This is a genomic window from Actinophytocola sp., assembly GCF_036402745.1.
Lineage (GTDB): Bacteria > Actinomycetota > Actinomycetes > Mycobacteriales > Pseudonocardiaceae > Actinophytocola.
Genome location: NZ_DASWSJ010000124.1, coordinates 1 through 16,215, shown reverse-complemented (window position 1 = coordinate 16,215; position 16,215 = coordinate 1). Strand labels below are relative to the sequence as shown.

At 71.6% G+C, this 16,215-nt stretch carries 14 protein-coding genes; 7 read left to right on the top strand and 7 right to left on the bottom strand.

The genetic code is table 11. The features are described from left to right. Nucleotides 1-35: 35 nt before the first annotated feature. The 3 genes from VGD70_RS12105 to VGD70_RS12095 form a co-directional block, all read right to left on the bottom strand. Complete coding sequence (locus VGD70_RS12105; RefSeq protein WP_331081127.1) at nt 36-581, bottom strand: GtrA family protein; 546 nt, start codon at nt 579-581, stop codon at nt 36-38. Between the two features lie 31 nt (nt 582-612). Next, the gene (locus VGD70_RS12100; protein WP_331081126.1) at nt 613-1,110 is read right to left on the bottom strand and encodes a GtrA family protein; all 498 of its coding nucleotides are present in this window, start codon (nt 1,108-1,110) and stop codon (nt 613-615) included. Between the two features lie 84 nt (nt 1,111-1,194). Then, nucleotides 1,195-3,432, bottom strand: a complete 2,238-nt coding sequence (locus tag VGD70_RS12095; RefSeq protein ID WP_331081124.1) for a sigma-70 family RNA polymerase sigma factor — start codon at nt 3,430-3,432, stop codon at nt 1,195-1,197. Nucleotides 3,433-3,679: 247 nt separating this feature from the next. On the opposite strand from VGD70_RS12095, the gene VGD70_RS12090 reads away from it, so the two are divergent. The 5 genes from VGD70_RS12090 (at nt 3,680) to VGD70_RS12070 (ending at nt 8,922) form a co-directional block, all read left to right on the top strand. Further along, nucleotides 3,680-4,516 carry a GGDEF domain-containing protein gene (locus VGD70_RS12090; RefSeq protein WP_331081122.1) on the top strand — a complete coding sequence of 279 codons (837 nt, stop codon included), beginning with the start codon at nt 3,680-3,682 and terminating at the stop codon, nt 4,514-4,516. Nucleotides 4,517-4,655: 139 nt separating this feature from the next. Further along, on the top strand, nt 4,656-5,963 hold the full coding sequence (locus tag VGD70_RS12085; RefSeq protein WP_331081120.1) for a glycosyltransferase 87 family protein: 1,308 nt from the start codon (nt 4,656-4,658) through the stop codon (nt 5,961-5,963). A 6-nt stretch (nt 5,964-5,969) separates the two neighbouring features. After that, entirely contained in the window at nt 5,970-7,193 is a 1,224-nt protein-coding gene (locus tag VGD70_RS12080; protein ID WP_331081119.1) for a 5-(carboxyamino)imidazole ribonucleotide synthase, read from the top strand. Beyond that, entirely contained in the window at nt 7,190-7,726 is a 537-nt protein-coding gene (purE, locus tag VGD70_RS12075) for a 5-(carboxyamino)imidazole ribonucleotide mutase (RefSeq protein WP_331081117.1), read from the top strand. The genes VGD70_RS12080 and purE overlap by 4 nt, the downstream gene beginning before the upstream one ends. 32 nt (nt 7,727-7,758) lie before the next feature. After that, nucleotides 7,759-8,922, top strand: coding sequence for an acyl-CoA dehydrogenase family protein (locus VGD70_RS12070; RefSeq protein WP_331081115.1), 1,164 nt, complete (start codon nt 7,759-7,761; stop codon nt 8,920-8,922). A 33-nt stretch (nt 8,923-8,955) separates the two neighbouring features. On the opposite strand, the gene VGD70_RS12065 is transcribed toward VGD70_RS12070, so the two are convergent. From VGD70_RS12065 to VGD70_RS12055, 3 genes are all read right to left on the bottom strand, one after another. Next, complete coding sequence (locus tag VGD70_RS12065) at nt 8,956-9,660, bottom strand: TIGR03089 family protein (RefSeq protein ID WP_331081113.1); 705 nt, start codon at nt 9,658-9,660, stop codon at nt 8,956-8,958. 16 nt (nt 9,661-9,676) lie between these two features. Further along, nucleotides 9,677-10,987, bottom strand: a complete 1,311-nt coding sequence (locus VGD70_RS12060; RefSeq protein ID WP_331081111.1) for an LCP family protein — start codon at nt 10,985-10,987, stop codon at nt 9,677-9,679. 125 nt (nt 10,988-11,112) lie between these two features. Next, on the bottom strand, nt 11,113-12,714 hold the full coding sequence (locus VGD70_RS12055; protein ID WP_331081109.1) for an LCP family protein: 1,602 nt from the start codon (nt 12,712-12,714) through the stop codon (nt 11,113-11,115). 143 nt (nt 12,715-12,857) lie between these two features. Between VGD70_RS12055 and rfbB the strand changes: the two genes are divergently transcribed. Together rfbB and rfbD are read left to right on the top strand one after the other, a co-directional pair. Further along, nucleotides 12,858-13,850, top strand: a complete 993-nt coding sequence (gene rfbB / locus VGD70_RS12050; protein WP_331081107.1) for a dTDP-glucose 4,6-dehydratase — start codon at nt 12,858-12,860, stop codon at nt 13,848-13,850. Between the two features lies 1 nt (nt 13,851). Next, nucleotides 13,852-14,760 carry a dTDP-4-dehydrorhamnose reductase gene (gene rfbD, locus VGD70_RS12045; RefSeq protein WP_331081105.1) on the top strand — a complete coding sequence of 303 codons (909 nt, stop codon included), beginning with the start codon at nt 13,852-13,854 and terminating at the stop codon, nt 14,758-14,760. Nucleotides 14,761-15,028: 268 nt separating this feature from the next. Here the strand turns inward: rfbD and VGD70_RS12040 are convergent, their stop codons facing one another. Beyond that, nucleotides 15,029-15,976 carry a hypothetical protein gene (locus tag VGD70_RS12040; RefSeq protein ID WP_331081103.1) on the bottom strand — a complete coding sequence of 316 codons (948 nt, stop codon included), beginning with the start codon at nt 15,974-15,976 and terminating at the stop codon, nt 15,029-15,031. Nucleotides 15,977-16,215 lie beyond the last annotated feature (239 nt).

Genomic DNA, 16,215 nt, shown 5'->3' with positions numbered 1-16,215 from the left:
TCGCATCTCCCGCGCTCGGGGTCACCGCGCAGGCGTTACGAGTGGCCCAGTTCTTCGACCGGGTCGTCGGTCGTCGGGCTGCTGCCTCGGCGGCCGCCCAGCTCGTCCGGGAAGACCCAGCGCTTGAAGGCCCAGAAGCGGAAGAACATCGCCAGCAGCATGCCGATGATCGAGCCGCTCGTGAAGTCCGCCACCTCCTGGACCAGGCGCGACACGTGCGGTTCCTCGAGGTTGAGCCAGTAGCGCGAGATGTACAGCGGCGCCGAGTTGAGCGCGACGCCGATGCCGCTGATGAGGAAGAACAGTGCCGCCTCATGGTGCCGTTCGCGGCCGCCGCGGGTGCGGAAGGACCACTCGCGGTTGAGGACATACGAGACGATCGTCGCGACGATGATCGCGATGATCTTCGCGGTGACCGGCTTGTCCTCCAGGATCGTGAACTTCATCAGGTACCAGAGGCCGTTGTCGATCACGAACGTCGTGCCGCCGACGACGGCGAACTTCAGCAGTTCGCGATGCTTGATGAGCACGGCACGCAGGCGTTCGGGAACCCAGGCCAGCACGGAGTCGACGACGGTCACGCCCGCAGTCTACGGAGAGCTACCGGCAGCCTCAGGCCGCCCGCCCGTTCTCGCCCGGCTCGGGGGGTGCTTCGGACAAGCTGCCACGAATCGCCTGCGGTCGGGCATTGGCCTGCGGAAACACCCATTTCCGGAACGCCCAGTACCGGAAGATCATGGCCACGAGCGACCCGATGACGATGCCGCTGACGAAGTCCGCGACCTCCTGGGTCACCAGCCCGACGTGCGGCACCTCCAGGCCCAGGAAGTACCGCGACACGTACAGCGGCGCCGAGTTGAGCCCCACGCCGATGCCGCTGATGAGGAAGAACAGCGCCGCCTCGTGCTGGCGCTCGCGGCCGCCGCGGGTGCTGAAGGACCAATCACGGTTGAGCACGTACGACACGATCGTGGCGATGATGACCGCGATCGTGAGCGCGGTGACCGGGTTATCGGTCAGCACCGTGTACTTGAGCACGTAGTTCAGCACCGTCGACACCGTGTTGCAGATGGCGCCCACGATGAGGAACCTGACGATCTCCCTGCTCATGGTGACCGAGGCTAGGCGCTCCGAACACACTCAGTGATCGTTCTGTAGCCCTGCTGCACCCGGCCGCGAGCCGCGAGTCAGCCCCTACCGGCCGCCACCGAGCAGCCAGCCGAGCAACCCGCCCAGACCACCGTCACCCGGCGGCGCGGTGGACGGCGGGTCGGCCGGCGAGGGCGGGATCGGCTCGGAGCGGTCCGGTGGCGTCGACGGTGGCGTGGTCGGCGTGGTGGTGTCCGTCGGCGTCGTGGGCCCGTGGTGCTGCGGGGGCCGGTTCGGCTGGTTCTGACCCGGCGGCTCCGGCGGCGGCTGCTGCTCCGACGACGAGGACGGCGGCGGAACCGGCGTCGGCGGCAGGGTGCCCGGCGGGTGCGGCCAGAGCCAGTTGCCGAGCTGGACGATCTTGCTGTCCCGCGCGGTGCCGAGCGTCGCGCCGACGTGGACCTCGCGGTGCGGCTTGCTGTCGCCGGACCGGACCGGCCACGGGTCGGGGTCGAGCTCGAAGACCATCTTGAGCCGCTCGCCCGGCGCGACCTCGGCGTCGGTCGTGCAGGTGAGGCCGCCGCCGACGGTGCAGGTCATCTTCTGGCTGGCGTACAGCAGCTGGCCTGGCTGGTCGACGGTGACGGTGATCGGCTTGGAGCTGGTGCCCGTGTTGTCCGCGCGCGCCTCGAGCGTGGGTTGCAGCCAGATGCCGGGCAGCAGGCCGAGCCACTCGGCGTCGGCGGACAGGACGACGGCGTCGACCGCGGTCGGCGGCCTGACGTCCACCCGGACCGCGACGCTGACGTTGATCGCGGTGCCCGCGGTGACCGTGCCGGTGACCTGGCCGCCCTGGCTGTTCGCGTCCGCGACCAGGCGGAACAGCAGCGTGACGCTGTCGCCCGGCTGAATGCCGGTCCCGCTGGTGCAGGTGACGGTGCCGGTGCCGCCGGGGCAGTTGACCGTGCCGGCCTTGCGTGCGCCGTTCAGCCGCAGCATCGGTTGGTGGCCGTAGCGGCTCGGACCGGCCGGGATGGCGGTGACGCCGGACGGCAGGTTCAGCGAGGCGACCGCCGGCTCGGACACCGTCCCGCCCGTGTTCCGGACGGTGATCGGCAGGTCGGCGGGCTGGCCGCCGGCGACGAGGCTCACCGGGGTGGCCGGTGGCGTGGCCGTGAGGTTCGGCGGCGCCGGGGCCGGCTGGTTCGGCGCGGGTGGCGGCGGGGCCGGCGGGTTGGGCTGCTGCTGTTGCGGCGGCGGGGCCGGTGGCGCCGGCGGCTGCGGCTCGGGCGCCGGGGCCTGCGGCTGGGTGGGCGGCGGCTGCTGCTGGGTGGGCGTGGGCGCGGCGACCGGGATCTCCTGGTTGCCGCCGCCGGCGGTGAGGCCGACCGCGATCGCGGCGGCGAGCGCCACGCCGGACGCGGCCACCCCGAGGAACTGGCGAGGTGCGGACGAGGCCGCGCCCGCGGCGCCACCCGCCGAGGTGCCGGCGGCCGCCGCGGTGCCGACCGCGGTGAGGGCGCTGCCCTTCGCCGCACCGGCGGCGGCCAGGTAGCCGACCGTGCCGATGCCCAGGACCAGCGGCGCGACGATCCCGCGCATGGCGCCGTTGACGTCGGCGAGCTCGGCGGCCAGCGCGCGACAGCGGCCGCACTCGTCGAGGTGCGCCTCGACCTGCGCCTTCTCCCGCTTGGCGAGGCCACTGCGGGTCCAGGCGCCGAGCCGTTCGGCGGTGGCCCGGCAGCGGCGCTCGGTGGTCTCGGCGAGGTGAACCTGCAGGTAGGCCTGGCGCAGTCCCTCGCGGGCGCGGTAGGCCAGCGCGGAGACGCCGTTGGCGGTGAGGCCGAGGATCGGCGCGACCTCGGCCGGGGACTGGCCCTCGATCTCGGTGTGCCAGAGGACGGCCTGCCAGCGTTCGGGCAGCCGGGCGAAGGCCCGCGCGGCCAGGGAGCGCTCGAGGCCGGCGACCGCGGTGTCGGAGAACGGCTCGCTGACCGCTGCCGTGCTCACCCCGCTGACCGTCTCGACGTCCTCGGAGAGCTCGACCTTGCGGTCGCGCCGGGTCTTGTCGTACGCGGTGTGACGCAGCGCCGTGAGGAGGTAGGCCCGGAAGGCTGAGTCCGGCCCGCGGCCTGCACGGAGCGTGTCCAACACCTTGGCGAACGCCTCGGAGACGAGGTCGTCGGCTTCCGCGGGAGAGCGGCTGAGCTGGCGGGCGAGGTTGTAGGCGGAAGCGACGTGCCGCTCGTAGAGCGACCCGTAGGCGGACACGGTGCCCTTGCGCACCGCATCGATCAGGTCCGCATCACTGGGCCCCTCGATTTCAGCGGGAAGGGTGGCCACGATCCTCCTCTACTCGCACACGTCTACCCCCAAGGACCGGGGGAAATGTTCCTCGGATCCTCTATAGACGCGCTCCCGCGCATAGTGTGACGGATCCCGCCGAACGCGGCATCATCCGATCACCGGAATGGCGGTACGGGGTCCCCTCACCGGCCCATGACTGGAACAGTTCCCCCGAACGGCGTCACAGGTGTCGCTCGTTCGCGTTTCTAGGTCGAACGCGCCGGGTCGGAGGATGGGACGACAAGTGACAGTACGTGAGGCCGGGTCGCGCTCACACCGTGGCGACGCCGAGGGTACTGACCGGGCGCTGCGGGTGTTGCGAGCGCGCTGGCGGACGGCGAGCATCGCCGCTGGCTGGCGGTTCCCCAGTGACTGGGGCCTGCCCGAGGTCGACGCGGTGTGCTCCTCCGCCGTGCTCAAGACGGACCTGACCGGGGCATTGACAGGCCTCGGCCGGGCTCGCGCCGAAGCCGGCGCCGGCCTGGACGAGACGCTGACGGACCTGGCCGCCCTGCACGCGGTGCTCACCAACCCCGACAGCGCCAACGGCCTGATCGCCACCGACCCGAACGCCGCGCCGACGGCGCTGGTCCGGGCGGCCGCGCTGGCCTGGGCGGACGCGTCGTGCGGCGAGCTGCGCAACGCCGAGACGACGGAGAACCTCACCAGCCTGACCACGCACGCCTACCTGCGGACGCGGCTGGCCGAGGTGTACCGGCAGGCCGCCCGGGACCAGGTGCCCGTGTCGGGGAGCCACTCGCTGCTGGCGGTGACGCTGGACCTGTCCAAGGTGAACGGCTGGCCACGCCTGATGGCGATGGTCCTGGCGGCCGACGTGCTGCGGGACGTCTTCGACGGCGGGGAGAGCATCGCGATCCTCGGCCCGTCGGTGGCCGTGGTGCTGGCGCCGCGCGAGCCGTCCTTCGGTGACCGCGCGCTGAGCGCCGGCTGGCTCCTGATCGAGCGGCTGTCGGTGGACCCGCAGCTGTCGTCTGGCCGGCGGCCGTGGCTGCGCGTGGAGACGCTGCCGGACACGGCCGAAGAGGCGCGGGAGCTGTTGCAGCACATCAGCCGCGCCTAGGTTCCACCCTATCGTTGGGGGGCCACGGGATCGGGGTTGTCGATCTTGGCTGTGGACAACTCCATCGGTTGTGGACAACTCCGGGTTCGGGGCAGGGCGGCTCGATCGGTTGGCGGTCCGGCGTGGTTTCCTTGCGAACGTGAGCGAGACCGTCCGGGACACGCCTGTCATCCGCGTCGATGACGGGCATTGGCTCGCGCGTTCGCTGCGGCGCCTCTTCGCCTCCAGGCCCACCACGCTCGCGCTCTTCGCGGTCCCGGCCGGCCTGCTCGTGGCGGGAGTCGTCAGCTGGGTCATCCACTGGCGGCTCGGTGTCGACAGCGCGGTCTACCGGTCCGGCGCCATCGCGCTGCTCACCGGCGAACCGTTGTACGACAACGACTTCCTCTCGTCCGAACCACCCTGGGCCAGGCTCCCGTTCACCTACCCACCCACCGGCGCGCTCCTGTTCGTCCCCCTCGCGCTGTTCGCCACCCAGGTCTCCTGGGGCATCCTCGGCGCCGTCTCGGTACTCGCCCTGGCGCTCGTCATCCGCACCGCGATCCAAGCCTTGCCGCGGCGGCCGAGCTGGCTGACCCCGGCGAAGACCACGATCCTGCTGACGGTCCTCGCGCTGGGCATCGAGCCCGTCTGGCGCACGCTCCTCCTCGGCCAGATCAACCTCATCCTCATGGCCCTGGTCGTCACCGACGTCCTCGTCCTGGGCGCCGCGCAAGGCCGCGCCCGCCACCTCGGCGGGGTCCTCGTCGGCGTCGCGGCGGCGGTCAAGCTCACGCCGCTGATCTTCGTGCCGCACCTGTGGCTCATCGGGCGGCGCAAGGACGCGGTCCGGGCGCTCGCCACCTTCGCGGTCCTCCAGGGGCTGATCTTCGCGATCATCCCGCACGACTTCGCCCGCTTCTGGACCGTCGCGGTCACCGACCCGGCGCGCACCGGCCCCACGTTCTGGGCCGGCAACCAGTCGCTCAACGGGCTCGTGCTCCGGCTCAGCGACCTCGCCCCCTGGGCCCTCGCCGCCGCCATCGGCATCGGCGCCGTGCTCGCGGTCCCGGCCGTCTACCTGGCCCGCCGGTTCCACCTCGGCGGCCAACCGCTGCCGGCGCTGCTGGTCACCGCGTTCTTCGGGCTCCTGCTCAGCCCGGTGTCCTGGTCGCACCACTACGTCTGGGTCGTGCCGCTCGTCGTCTACCTGCTCAGCCGGCTGCCCGACGAGCTGCCGCACGGCGCGGCGCGCGTCCGGGTGCTCGCGGGGCTCGGCGCCGTCGTCGCGGTGTTCGCCAGCTGCGTGCTGCTGATCATGCGCACGTCCGACCCGTCGCGGCCGCCCGGCGTCAAGCCCGAGCTCGAGTGGACGCCGCCGGAGGTCGTGCTCGGCAGCGCCTACCTGCTGGTCCCGCTCGTGGCCGGCCTCGTACTGCTGTTCCGGATCCGCCGGACGGGAAGGTAGGGCCAGGTGGACACCCGAACCGGACTGCCCATCGTCGGCATGGTCGGCGGCGGCCAGCTCGCCCGGATGACCCAGCAGGCCGCCATCGCGCTCGGCCAGTCGCTGCACGTCCTGGCCACGTCGATGGACGAGTCGGCCGCCCTCGTCACGCCCAACGTCACGCTCGGCGCGCACACCGACCTCGACGCCCTCACCGCGTTCGCCGACGGCTGCGACGTCCTCACGTTCGACCACGAGCACGTGCCTACCGAGCACCTGCGCGCGCTGGTCGAGCGCGGCGTCGTCGTCCGGCCCGGGCCCGAGGCGCTGCTGCACGCGCAGGACAAGCTGGTCATGCGGCACAAGCTCGCCTCGCTCGGGCTGCCGGTGCCGCCGTTCGCCGCGGTGTCCGAAGTGGACGACGTGGTCAAGTTCGGCGACGAGCACGGCTGGCCGTGCGTGCTCAAGGCGGCCCGCGGCGGCTACGACGGCCGCGGCGTCTGGATGCTCAACGGCCCCGAGTCGGCCCGCGAGCTGGTCCCGCGGCTGCTCGAGTGGGGCACGCCGCTGCTGGTCGAGGAGCGGGTCGCGATGCGCCGCGAGCTCGCCGCAGTCGTCGCCCGCTCGCCGTTCGGCCAGGGTGGCTGCTGGCCGGTGGTCGAGACCGTGCAGTCCAACGGGATCTGCGTCGAGGTGCTCGCCCCCGCGCCGGGTCTGGACGCCGGGCGGGCCGAGGACGCGCAGGCGCTCGCGCTCCGGATCGCCGCCGAGCTCGGGGTCGTCGGGGTGCTCGCGGTCGAGCTGTTCGAGACCGCCGCCGGGTTCGTCGTCAACGAGCTCGCGATGCGCCCGCACAACTCCGGCCACTGGACCATCGAGGGCGCCGAGACCTCGCAGTTCGAGCAGCACCTGCGCGCGGTCCTCGACTACCCGCTCGGCGCCACCGAGCCGCGCGCGCCCGCGGTGGTCATGGCCAACGTGCTCGGCGCGCCGCAGCCACCGGCGATGAGCACGGACGAGCGGCTGCACCACCTGCTCGCCCGGTACCGGGACGCGCACGTGCACTACTACGGCAAGCAGGAACGGCCCGGCCGCAAGATCGGCCACGTCACCCTGCTCGGCCTGCGGATGGCCGACGTGCGGGCGCGGGCCAAGCTCGCCGCGCACTGGCTCTCGCACGCCGAGTGGCTCGACGGATACGACATCCACACAGGCACGAGCACAGGCATCAACACAGGGGAGCGGACATGACACCGCTGGTCGGCGTCATCATGGGCAGCGACTCGGACTGGCCGGTGATGAAGGCCGCCGCCGAGGCGCTCGACGAGTTCGAGGTGCCCTACGAGGTCAGCGTGGTGTCCGCGCACCGCACCCCGCAGCGGATGCTCGACTACGCGCGCGACGCGGCCGACCGCGGCTTACGGGTGATCATCGCGGGCGCGGGCGGGGCGGCGCACCTGCCGGGCATGGTCGCCTCGGCCACCACGTTGCCGGTCATCGGCGTGCCGGTGCCGCTGAAGTACCTCGACGGGCTCGACTCGCTGCTGTCGATCGTCCAGATGCCGGCCGGCGTCCCGGTCGCCACCGTGTCGGTCGGCGGCGCGCGCAACGCGGGGCTGCTCGCGGTGCGCGTGCTGGCCGCGTCCGACGAGAAGCTGCGCAGCCGGCTGGTCGAGTTCCGCGCCGACCTCGAGCGGCTCGTGCTCGACAAGGACGCCGCATTGCGGTCAAGTCTCGGTGTGACATCGGACGACGAGGCGGACGGCGACGTGAACGAGCGCTAACATCTGTGTGTTACGGGTATGCGCACCAGGAGGTGGCGACGGTGGAGGGCCAGTACCAGCTGAGCGAGGAGCACGAGGCGCTGCGCGAGGCGGTGCGGGCGCTCGCGGAGAAGGAGATCGCGCCCCACGCCGCCGAGGTCGACGAGCACGAGCGGTACCCGGCGGAGGCGCGCGACGCGCTGGCACGCGCTGGTTTCAACGCGGTGCACGTGCCCGAGGAGTACGACGGCCAGGGCGCGGACGCCATCGCCGCGTGCATCGTCATCGAGGAGGTCGCCCGGGTCGATGCGTCGGCCTCGCTCATCCCGGCGGTCAATAAGCTCGGCACCCAGCCGATCATCCTGTCGGGCTCCGAAGAGGTGAAGAAGCTGGTCCTGCCGTCGATCGCGTCGGGCGAGGCGTCGGCGTCCTACGCGCTGTCCGAGCGCGAGGCCGGCTCGGACACCGCGTCGATGCGCGCCCGGGCCGCGCGCGACGGCGACACCTGGGTGCTCAACGGCACCAAGGCGTGGATCACCAACGCGGGCGAGTCCACCTGGTACACGGTGATGGTCGTGACCGACCCGAACGCCGAGAAGAAGGCCGCCGGCATCTCCGCGTTCGTGGTCCACAAGGACGACCCCGGCTTCACCGTGGGCCCGAAGGAGCGCAAGCTCGGCATCAAGGGCTCGCCGACCTGCGAGATCTACTTCGAGAACTGCGTCATCCCCGCCGACCGCATCATCGGCGAGCCGGGGACCGGCCTCAAGACCGCGCTGCGCACCCTCGACCACACCCGCCCCACGATCGGTGCCCAGGCGGTGGGCATCGCCCAGGGCGCCCTCGACGCGTCGCTCGCCTACGTCAAGGACCGCCGCCAGTTCGGCCAGCGCATCGCCGACTTCCAGGGCGTGCAGTTCATGATCGCCGACATGGGCATGAAGATCGAGGCGGCCCGGCACCTCGTCTACACCTCCGCCGCCGCCTCCGAGCGCGGCGACAAGCGCGCGGGCTTCATCGCCTCCGCCGCGAAGACCTACGCCTCCGACATCGCCATGGAGGTCACCACCGACGCGGTCCAGCTCTTCGGCGGCGCCGGCTACACGAAGGACTTCCCGGTGGAACGCATGATGCGCGACGCCAAGATCACCCAGATCTACGAGGGCACCAACCAGATCCAGCGCATGGTCATGGCCCGCGCCCTGCTCAAGGGCTGACCCGGACGCGCGGACGCGCTCAGGGCCGGGTCGTCAGGTGAGCGTGACCGTCACGCGTTCGGTGTCGGCGTGCTTGGTCACGAGGTCGGGGTCCGGGTTGGTCACCTGGACCAGCGAGGCACCCGCGGCCAGCACCGAGACGAGCCCGGCCAGCACGCCCTCGGGGACCGTCCAGTCCAGTGTGGACAGAACACGCGAGGATGCCGTCAGCTCCTCGGTCTCCGCGCGCCGGCGGGCCGCCGCGAGGATGGAGTCCACTGTGGACCCGGCCAGGCACGGGGTGTCGCCGGGAACCGGGGCCGGCGCGAGGAAGTCGTCGCCGTGGAGGCGGGCCTCCGCGATGTAGTCGACGACCCCGGTGGGCACGTCGCCGCGCAGGTCGCGGCCCATCGGGTCCAGGGACACCGCGGCCACGGCCCGCGCGCCGGCCGCCGAGCCGCCCGGGGGGACGAAGGCCACCGATACATCGAGCGGGTCGGCCACCACCTCGGCACCGCACCACCACGCACCCAGCAGCACCCCGGCCGTCTGCCAGTGCGCCGGCAGCAGCGTGGCCACCCGGTCACCCGGCTCGACGTCGTGCTCCTCGACCAGCCAGTTGGCCGTTTTCGCCGCCCAGTTCCGCAGCGTCGCCACCGACAGCTCGACCCGCGTGCCCGCGGCGTCGTCGTAGTGGGTGACCAGCGGCCGGGCGGGCGACCCGGCGTAGGGCCGCAGCAGCGTCTCGGTGAGGCTCAAGCGAACTCCCAAACGATCAGTACACGCACGGCACGGCGACGCGAGCCGAGGCCGCGGCGGGCGCGGTCAGGTCCAGCGGCCGCGACCCGCCGAACTTGGCCGGCGGCGAGGTGGCCGGCGGTGCGGCCGGTGGCGGCGTGCTGGTGACCAGCCCCGCCACGTAGTCGTGCACCGCCGGGATGTCGACCGTGATGATGCTCTGCCCCCGGTCGTTGCGCGCCCCCACCCCGGTGACCGGGATCGTGACGAACCGAACCTGCCCGGTGGCCAGCACCTGCGCCTGGTTGACCAGCTCGAGGAAGTGCAGCCCGGCGTCCATCACCACGGTCTTGGACACCGCGTCCTCCAGCGCGTTGAGCTTGGCGTTGTTGGTGAGCAGGTCGCCGGAGAGGACCTTGTTCATCGCCGCCGACAGGAACGTCTGCTGCCGCACGATCCGGTCGAGGTCCCCGCGCGGCAGGTTCTTGCGCTGCCGCACGAACGACACCGCGTCACCCCCGCGCACGGTCTGCGGCCCGGCCGCGAACGACGCCCCCGAGTCCGGGTCGCTCGTGGACCGCTTGAGGCACACGTCCACGCCGTCGATGACCTCGGTGAGCAGGTAGAACCCGTACAGGCTCACCTCGGTGTAGTGGTCGACGCGCACGCCGGTGAGCACCTGCACGGTCTGGATCAGCGCGGTGCGCCCGGCGTCGTCGGACAGCCGCTCGATCTTGGCCCGGTCCTTCTCGCCCTCGTTGACCAGCTTCTCGGCGGTGCGCGCCTTCGTGATGCCGAACGCGCCGTTGATCTTCTCGTCCCGCCCCAGGCCCGGGACCCGCACCGACGTGTCGCGGGGGATCGAGATGGCCGCGCCCCGGCCGCCGTCGCGGGGGATGCGCAGCAGGATCAGCGTGTCCGTGTTGAGCGTCTGGGTGGCCTCGGTGCGCAGCTCCTTGAGCAGCTTGGCCGACAGCGGATGGCCCTGCATGTCCGTGCGGCTGTCGTTGCCCACGATGAGGATGTCGTTGGCGCCGTCGTCCGGCGGGGGCGCGTCCTTGCCCTGCTGCGCGTCGGCGACCGCGTCGGTGGTGTTCTTGCTGCTGTCCAGCTCGCCGATGCGCAGGTAGACCATCGACATGGCGGCGAGCGCGACCGCGGACACCAGCCCCACGAGCACCCGGCCCAGCACCAGCACCGGCGACACCCGGCGCCGCGGCCGGACGGGCGCGGGCTCCGGCTCGTCGTCGTGCGCGGGATCCTCGAGGTCGTCGTCGGGCCAGCGGCGCACCGACCCGACGGCGGCGGCATAGGTGGTCGGCTCGTCGACTCCGGACTCGTCCGGCACCCAGCTCACCTCCCCCGCGCGATGGACCCCCGGCTCAGGCTAGCCAATGACACCGACGGATCCGCCCTCCTTGGGCTGTCGTCCACCGCATGGAGGATGTTTCCGTCACCTGGGTCACGCAGGAGTCAGTTCACACAGTTCAGGCCGGAAGCGTTCAGCTGGGGCGGCGGCTTGGTGCCCGACGAGGGGGGCTGGCTGGGCGAGCTCGACGGCTGGCCCGTCGTCACCAGGCCGTGGCCGGAGAGGCCCGCGGCCGGCGGCTGGTAGTCCAGGCCCAGCACGATCGAGAGCCGGTTGGTCTGCTGGTTGACGTCCTCCTGCAGCTGGAACGGCACGCCCAGCTCGTCGGCCACGTACTGCGCGAGGTTCTGCTCGCCCGGCGCGAACCGGATCACCGACCGGCTGCGCACGGCGGAGTCGCCGAGCTGCCCTGGGTTGAAGCCCTTCTCGACGAGGCTGTCCCGCACGGTGGCGGCCAGGCCCGAGGTGTTCGAGCCGTTGCGCACGTCGACGGTGACCAGGCCCAGCGACGGCCGGTTGCCCTCGTCCGGCGTGCTGCTCGCCGTCGACGTGGTGCCGGGCACCGGGTCGGACGCGCTCGATGGCGGGGCCGACGAGCTCGTCGTGGACGCGTCGGTGGTGAGCGACTTCACGAACGCCGCCACCTGGTCCGGGTCGACCCGGAGCACGTCGGCGCCGCCGATCTTGGCGTCGCCCAGCGTGGGGATGGTGTAGAAGTCGATGCCGCCCGCGGACAGGCCGGACATCTGCGCGGCGAACGTCGACAGCTGCCAGCCGGTGGACAGCACGACCGACTTCTGCACCGCCGTGATCAGCTCGCGAACCTTGCCCGGGCTGGTGAGCATGTCGGCCGAGAGCACCTTGTCGGCGAGCGCCCCGAGGAACGCCTGCTGGCGCACGATCCGGTCGAGGTCGCCGTTCTTGAGGCCGTAGCGCTGGCGGACGAACGCGAGCGCCTGCGCGCCGGCGATGGTCTGCGGGCCCTTCGTGAAGTTGGCGCCCGACTTCGGGTCGTGGGCGGCCTGGTTCAGGCACACCTCCACGCCGCCGATGGCCTTGGTGACCTCGTAGAAGCTCGCCAGGTTGACCTCCGCGTAGCGGTCGATCGTGACCGCCTCGCCGATGAGCGCCTGCACGGTGTTGATCAGGTTCTTGCGGCCCTCGACGGTGGCCTGCGCGCCGAGTTCCTTCTCGTTGGGTGCCGTGTTGGCCAGCCGCTCCCGGGCGTCGTTGTAGGCGTAGGCGAACGCGGAGTTGAGCCGGTGGTGGCCGAAGTCGCCGGCGAGCTGGACCCAGGAGTCGCGCGGGAAGGAGATGGCGACCGCGCGGGTGCCGTCGACGGGGATGTGCACCAGGATCATGGTGTCGGTGTTGCGCTCGCCGTCGCTGATGCCGGCGTGGAGCATGTCGAGCACCTGGCGGGGCAGCGGGTTGCCGTAGGCGTCGATGCGGCTGTCGATGCCGACCAGCAGCATGTCCACCGCGCCGTCGAGCGGGACGCGCTGGTCCTGGACCTCCTTGGGGATCACCTCGGTGGTGACGGTCCCCGCGTTGACGTCACCGACCGCCCACCAGCCGTAACCCATGGTGCCGAGCACCGCCACCGACGCGAGCGCGGCCACCGAGCGACCGGTGTAACGGCCGGTCCTTCGCCAGCCGCTGGGCGCCCGCGGGTGAGCAGCCAGCACCTGCGTACGTTCTTCCACGCACGCTCCTCCCCGTCCCCCGACGGAACTTGACCAGTAGGATACCGAGACGTGACCCCGGTGGCCGCGGTCTCGCTATCGATTAGGACGCAATAGTGCCCCTTGCGGGTTTATCTCCGAGTGAAGGAATTGGTGGAGCTTCTATGCGGGTGTTGGTCACCGGTGGCGCCGGTTTCATCGGATCGCACTACGTCCGGAAGGTACTGGGTGGCGCCTATGCCACGCTGGCCGACGCCGAGGTGGTCGTGCTCGACAAGCTCACCTACGCGGGTAGTGAGGCCAACCTCGAGTCCGTGAAGGACCACCCGCGGTTGCGCTTCGTGCGCGGCGACATCTGCGACCGTGAGCTGGTCCGCGAGCTGATGCCGGGCACCGACCTGGTCGTCCACTTCGCCGCCGAGTCGCATGTGGATCGCTCCATCCTCGGTGCCGCGGACTTCGTGATGACCAACGTGGTCGGCACCCAGACGCTGCTGCAGGCCGCGGTGGACGCCGAGGTCGGCAAGTTCGTGCACGTCTCCACCGACGAGGTCTACGGCTCGATCGACGAGGGCTCGTGGCCCGAGACCCACCCGCTGGAGCCGAACTCGCCGTACTCGGCGTCGAAGGCGTCCTCGGACCTGCTCGCCCGCTCGTTCTTCCGCACCCACGGGCTGCCCGTGTGCATCACCCGGTGCTCGAACAACTACGGACCGCACCAGTTCCCCGAGAAGGTCATCCCGCTGTTCGTCACCAACCTGCTGGACGGCAAGAAGGTCCCGCTCTACGGCGACGGCCAGAACGTGCGTGACTGGCTGCACGTCGACGACCACTGCTGGGGCATCCAGCTCGTCGCCGACGCCGGCCGGGCGGGCGAGATCTACAACATCGGTGGTGGCACCGAGCTCACCAACCTCGAGCTCACCGAGCAGCTGCTCGAGGCGTTCGGGGTGGACTGGTCCATGGTCGAGCGGGTGCCCGACCGCAAGGCGCACGACCGGCGCTACTCGGTGGACATCACCAAGATCTCCGCCGAGCTGGGCTACCGGCCGCTGATGTCCTTCGAGGAGGGTCTGTCCAGCACCATCGCCTGGTACCGGGAGAACCGGGCCTGGTGGGAGGCGCTGAAGGACCGCGCGAAGCTCCCCGGGAACTGACATGTCGCTCGCGCTCCTGGTGCCCGGCGGGACCGGGCAGCTCGGCCGCGAGCTGGTGGCGCGCGCGCCGGCGGGTGCCGAGGTGCGGGCGCCGGGCTCGGCCGAGCTGGACGTCACCAACGCGGGCGCGGTGATCGAGGCGGTCAAGACGCTCGCGGCCGCTGCCGCCGCGGCGTCGGTGCCCCCGGTCGTGATCAACGCGGCCGCCTACACCGCGGTCGACGCCGCGGAGTCCGACCGCACCAAGGCGTTCGCGCTCAACGCGGACGGACCCCGGCTGCTCGCCGCGGCGTGCTCGGCCTACGACGTGCCGCTGGTGCACGTGTCCACGGACTACGTCTTCGCCGGCGACGCCGACCGTCCCTACCGGACCGGCGATCCCATCGCGCCGCGGTCGGTCTACGGGGCGACGAAGGCGGCCGGCGAGGAGGCCGTGCTCGGCTCCGGCGCGCGGGCGTGGGTGGTGCGCACGGCGTGGGTGTACGGCGCGTACGGCAACAACTTCGTCAAGACGATGGCCCGGCTCGCCGGCGAGCGCGAGACGCTGTCCGTCGTGGACGACCAGCGCGGTTCGCCGACGTGGACGGGGGATCTGGCCGTCGGTCTGCTCGAGCTGGCCGCCCGGGCTGTCGGGTCCGACCCGCCGGCCGAGCGGATCCTCCACGCGACCGGCGCCGGGACCACCACGTGGTTCGAGCTCGCCGGGGCCGTGTTCAGCGAGCTGGGCCTGGACCCGAAGCGGGTGCGGCCGTGCAAGTCCGACGAGTTCCCCCGGCGGGCGCCGCGCCCGGCGTACTCGGTGCTGTCCGATGAGGAGTGGCGGGAGGCGGGCCTGAAGCCGCTGCGCCCGTGGCGCGAGGCACTGACCGCCGCCTTCGCCGAACACGGCGACGCTCTCCGCGGCAACTGACGCCCTGCACGGCAACTGACGAGCACGCCGCAGCCGGATTGGGGACGGCGGCCTGCTTCGGCTGAACTTGGTGGCGAGCGGGCGGCTGGTCTCGCCCTGCGGGCCGCCTCTTGTCTCGCGGCTGTGGATGGTTTCCTTGGCGGCGCGGGGTTTTGTCGGTGGCCGCCCGTAGAATTGATACCGGGGGGCCGGCGGCCACGCCCCCCGGTGCTGCCTCCGCCTGTTCGGGCAGGTCAGCAGGGATGCGGGAGATCGGCCGCGCGCGAATTCAGCGGTAGCCGGGTGGTGGGTAGCCGGGCTGGCCGTATGGCTGTGGGGGCTGTGCCGGATATGGCTGGCCCGGATACGGCTGCTGGGGATACGGCTGCTGGGGGTAGCCGGGCTGGGGCGGGTATTGCTGCGGATGGCCCGGCTGGGGATAGCCGTACTGCGGCTGCGGTTGCGGATAGCCCGGGTATTGCGGCTGCGGCGGATATTGCGGTTGGTACGGCTGCGGCTGCTGGTATTGCGGGGGCTGCTGATACGGCTGAGGCGGCGCAGGCTGCGCGGGCTGTGGCTGCGCGGACTGCTGGGTGCCCTGCTGCCACAGGTGCGGCGGCAGCGCGGCGATGAGCTGTCCGAGCTCACTCACCTTCGTGGTCAGCTCCTCCGGCTTCACGCGGCCGAAGATCGGGTGCTTCACGCACAGCAACTCCGCCCCGGACACCGCCCAGTTGTGCAGCTTGAACTGCTTCATCACGGCCGTCACCTGGGGCGTCAGCATCTGCGTCGCCACCGCCGGGTCGGTCTCGACCAGGAGGTAGGAGCGGTTCACCTTCGGGTCGGCGGTCTGCGGGGGCACCGTGCCCGTCTCGTCGAAGTTGGGCTCCGCGTTGTCGAAGACCTGGAACCGCGGCAGCGCGCCCGGCAGGCTCACCACCCACACCGTGTCGATCAGGATGGTGTCGATCGACATCGTGGTCTTGCCGTGCTTCTGCCAGTTGGTGACCTTGGGCCGGCGGTGGTAGTCGAACGCGGTGAACGCGATCCCGCCCGCGTTGCCCGACACGACACCGAACACCAGCCGCTTGTCGCCGATCTCGGTGAACGGCTTCAGCGGCCACCGCTCGAGCAGTTCCGGCGCGTCCGGCGAGAAGCCCCACCCCCGGCTCGCGGCGAGCGTCTGGCGCTCGTGGTTGGTGGTCTCGATCCGCTTGGCCTCATGGCTGTCTACCACGACCGCACCCTCTCACAAGCGCCCTAGTCCGCCTCCCCGGGATTGAAAGTGTGCGTTGCGTTCCGGCGGATGGTGTGGGTGTCGGGGTGGGTGGTGGTTGGGTGTCGTCACGGTCCCCTGAGGTTCCGGTGGTCGGCGCGGGACTTCACATGATGATCTACGAGACAGGCCTTAGCCCATGGCCCGGCGGTACGCGGCCACCGTCAGCTCGGCCGTGCGGCGCCAGGTGTACTCCGACG

Excerpts from the sequence above, each read along its gene's own strand:
- rfbD (WP_331081105.1), top strand. The coding sequence starts at position 13,852 with ATGTCGCTCGCGCTCCTGGTGCCCGGCGGGACCGGGCAGCTCGGCCGC.
- rfbB (WP_331081107.1), top strand. The coding sequence starts at position 12,858 with ATGCGGGTGTTGGTCACCGGTGGCGCCGGTTTCATCGGATCGCACTAC.
- purE (WP_331081117.1), top strand. The coding sequence starts at position 7,190 with ATGACACCGCTGGTCGGCGTCATCATGGGCAGCGACTCGGACTGGCCG.
- VGD70_RS12100 (WP_331081126.1), bottom strand. The coding sequence starts at position 1,110 with ATGAGCAGGGAGATCGTCAGGTTCCTCATCGTGGGCGCCATCTGCAAC.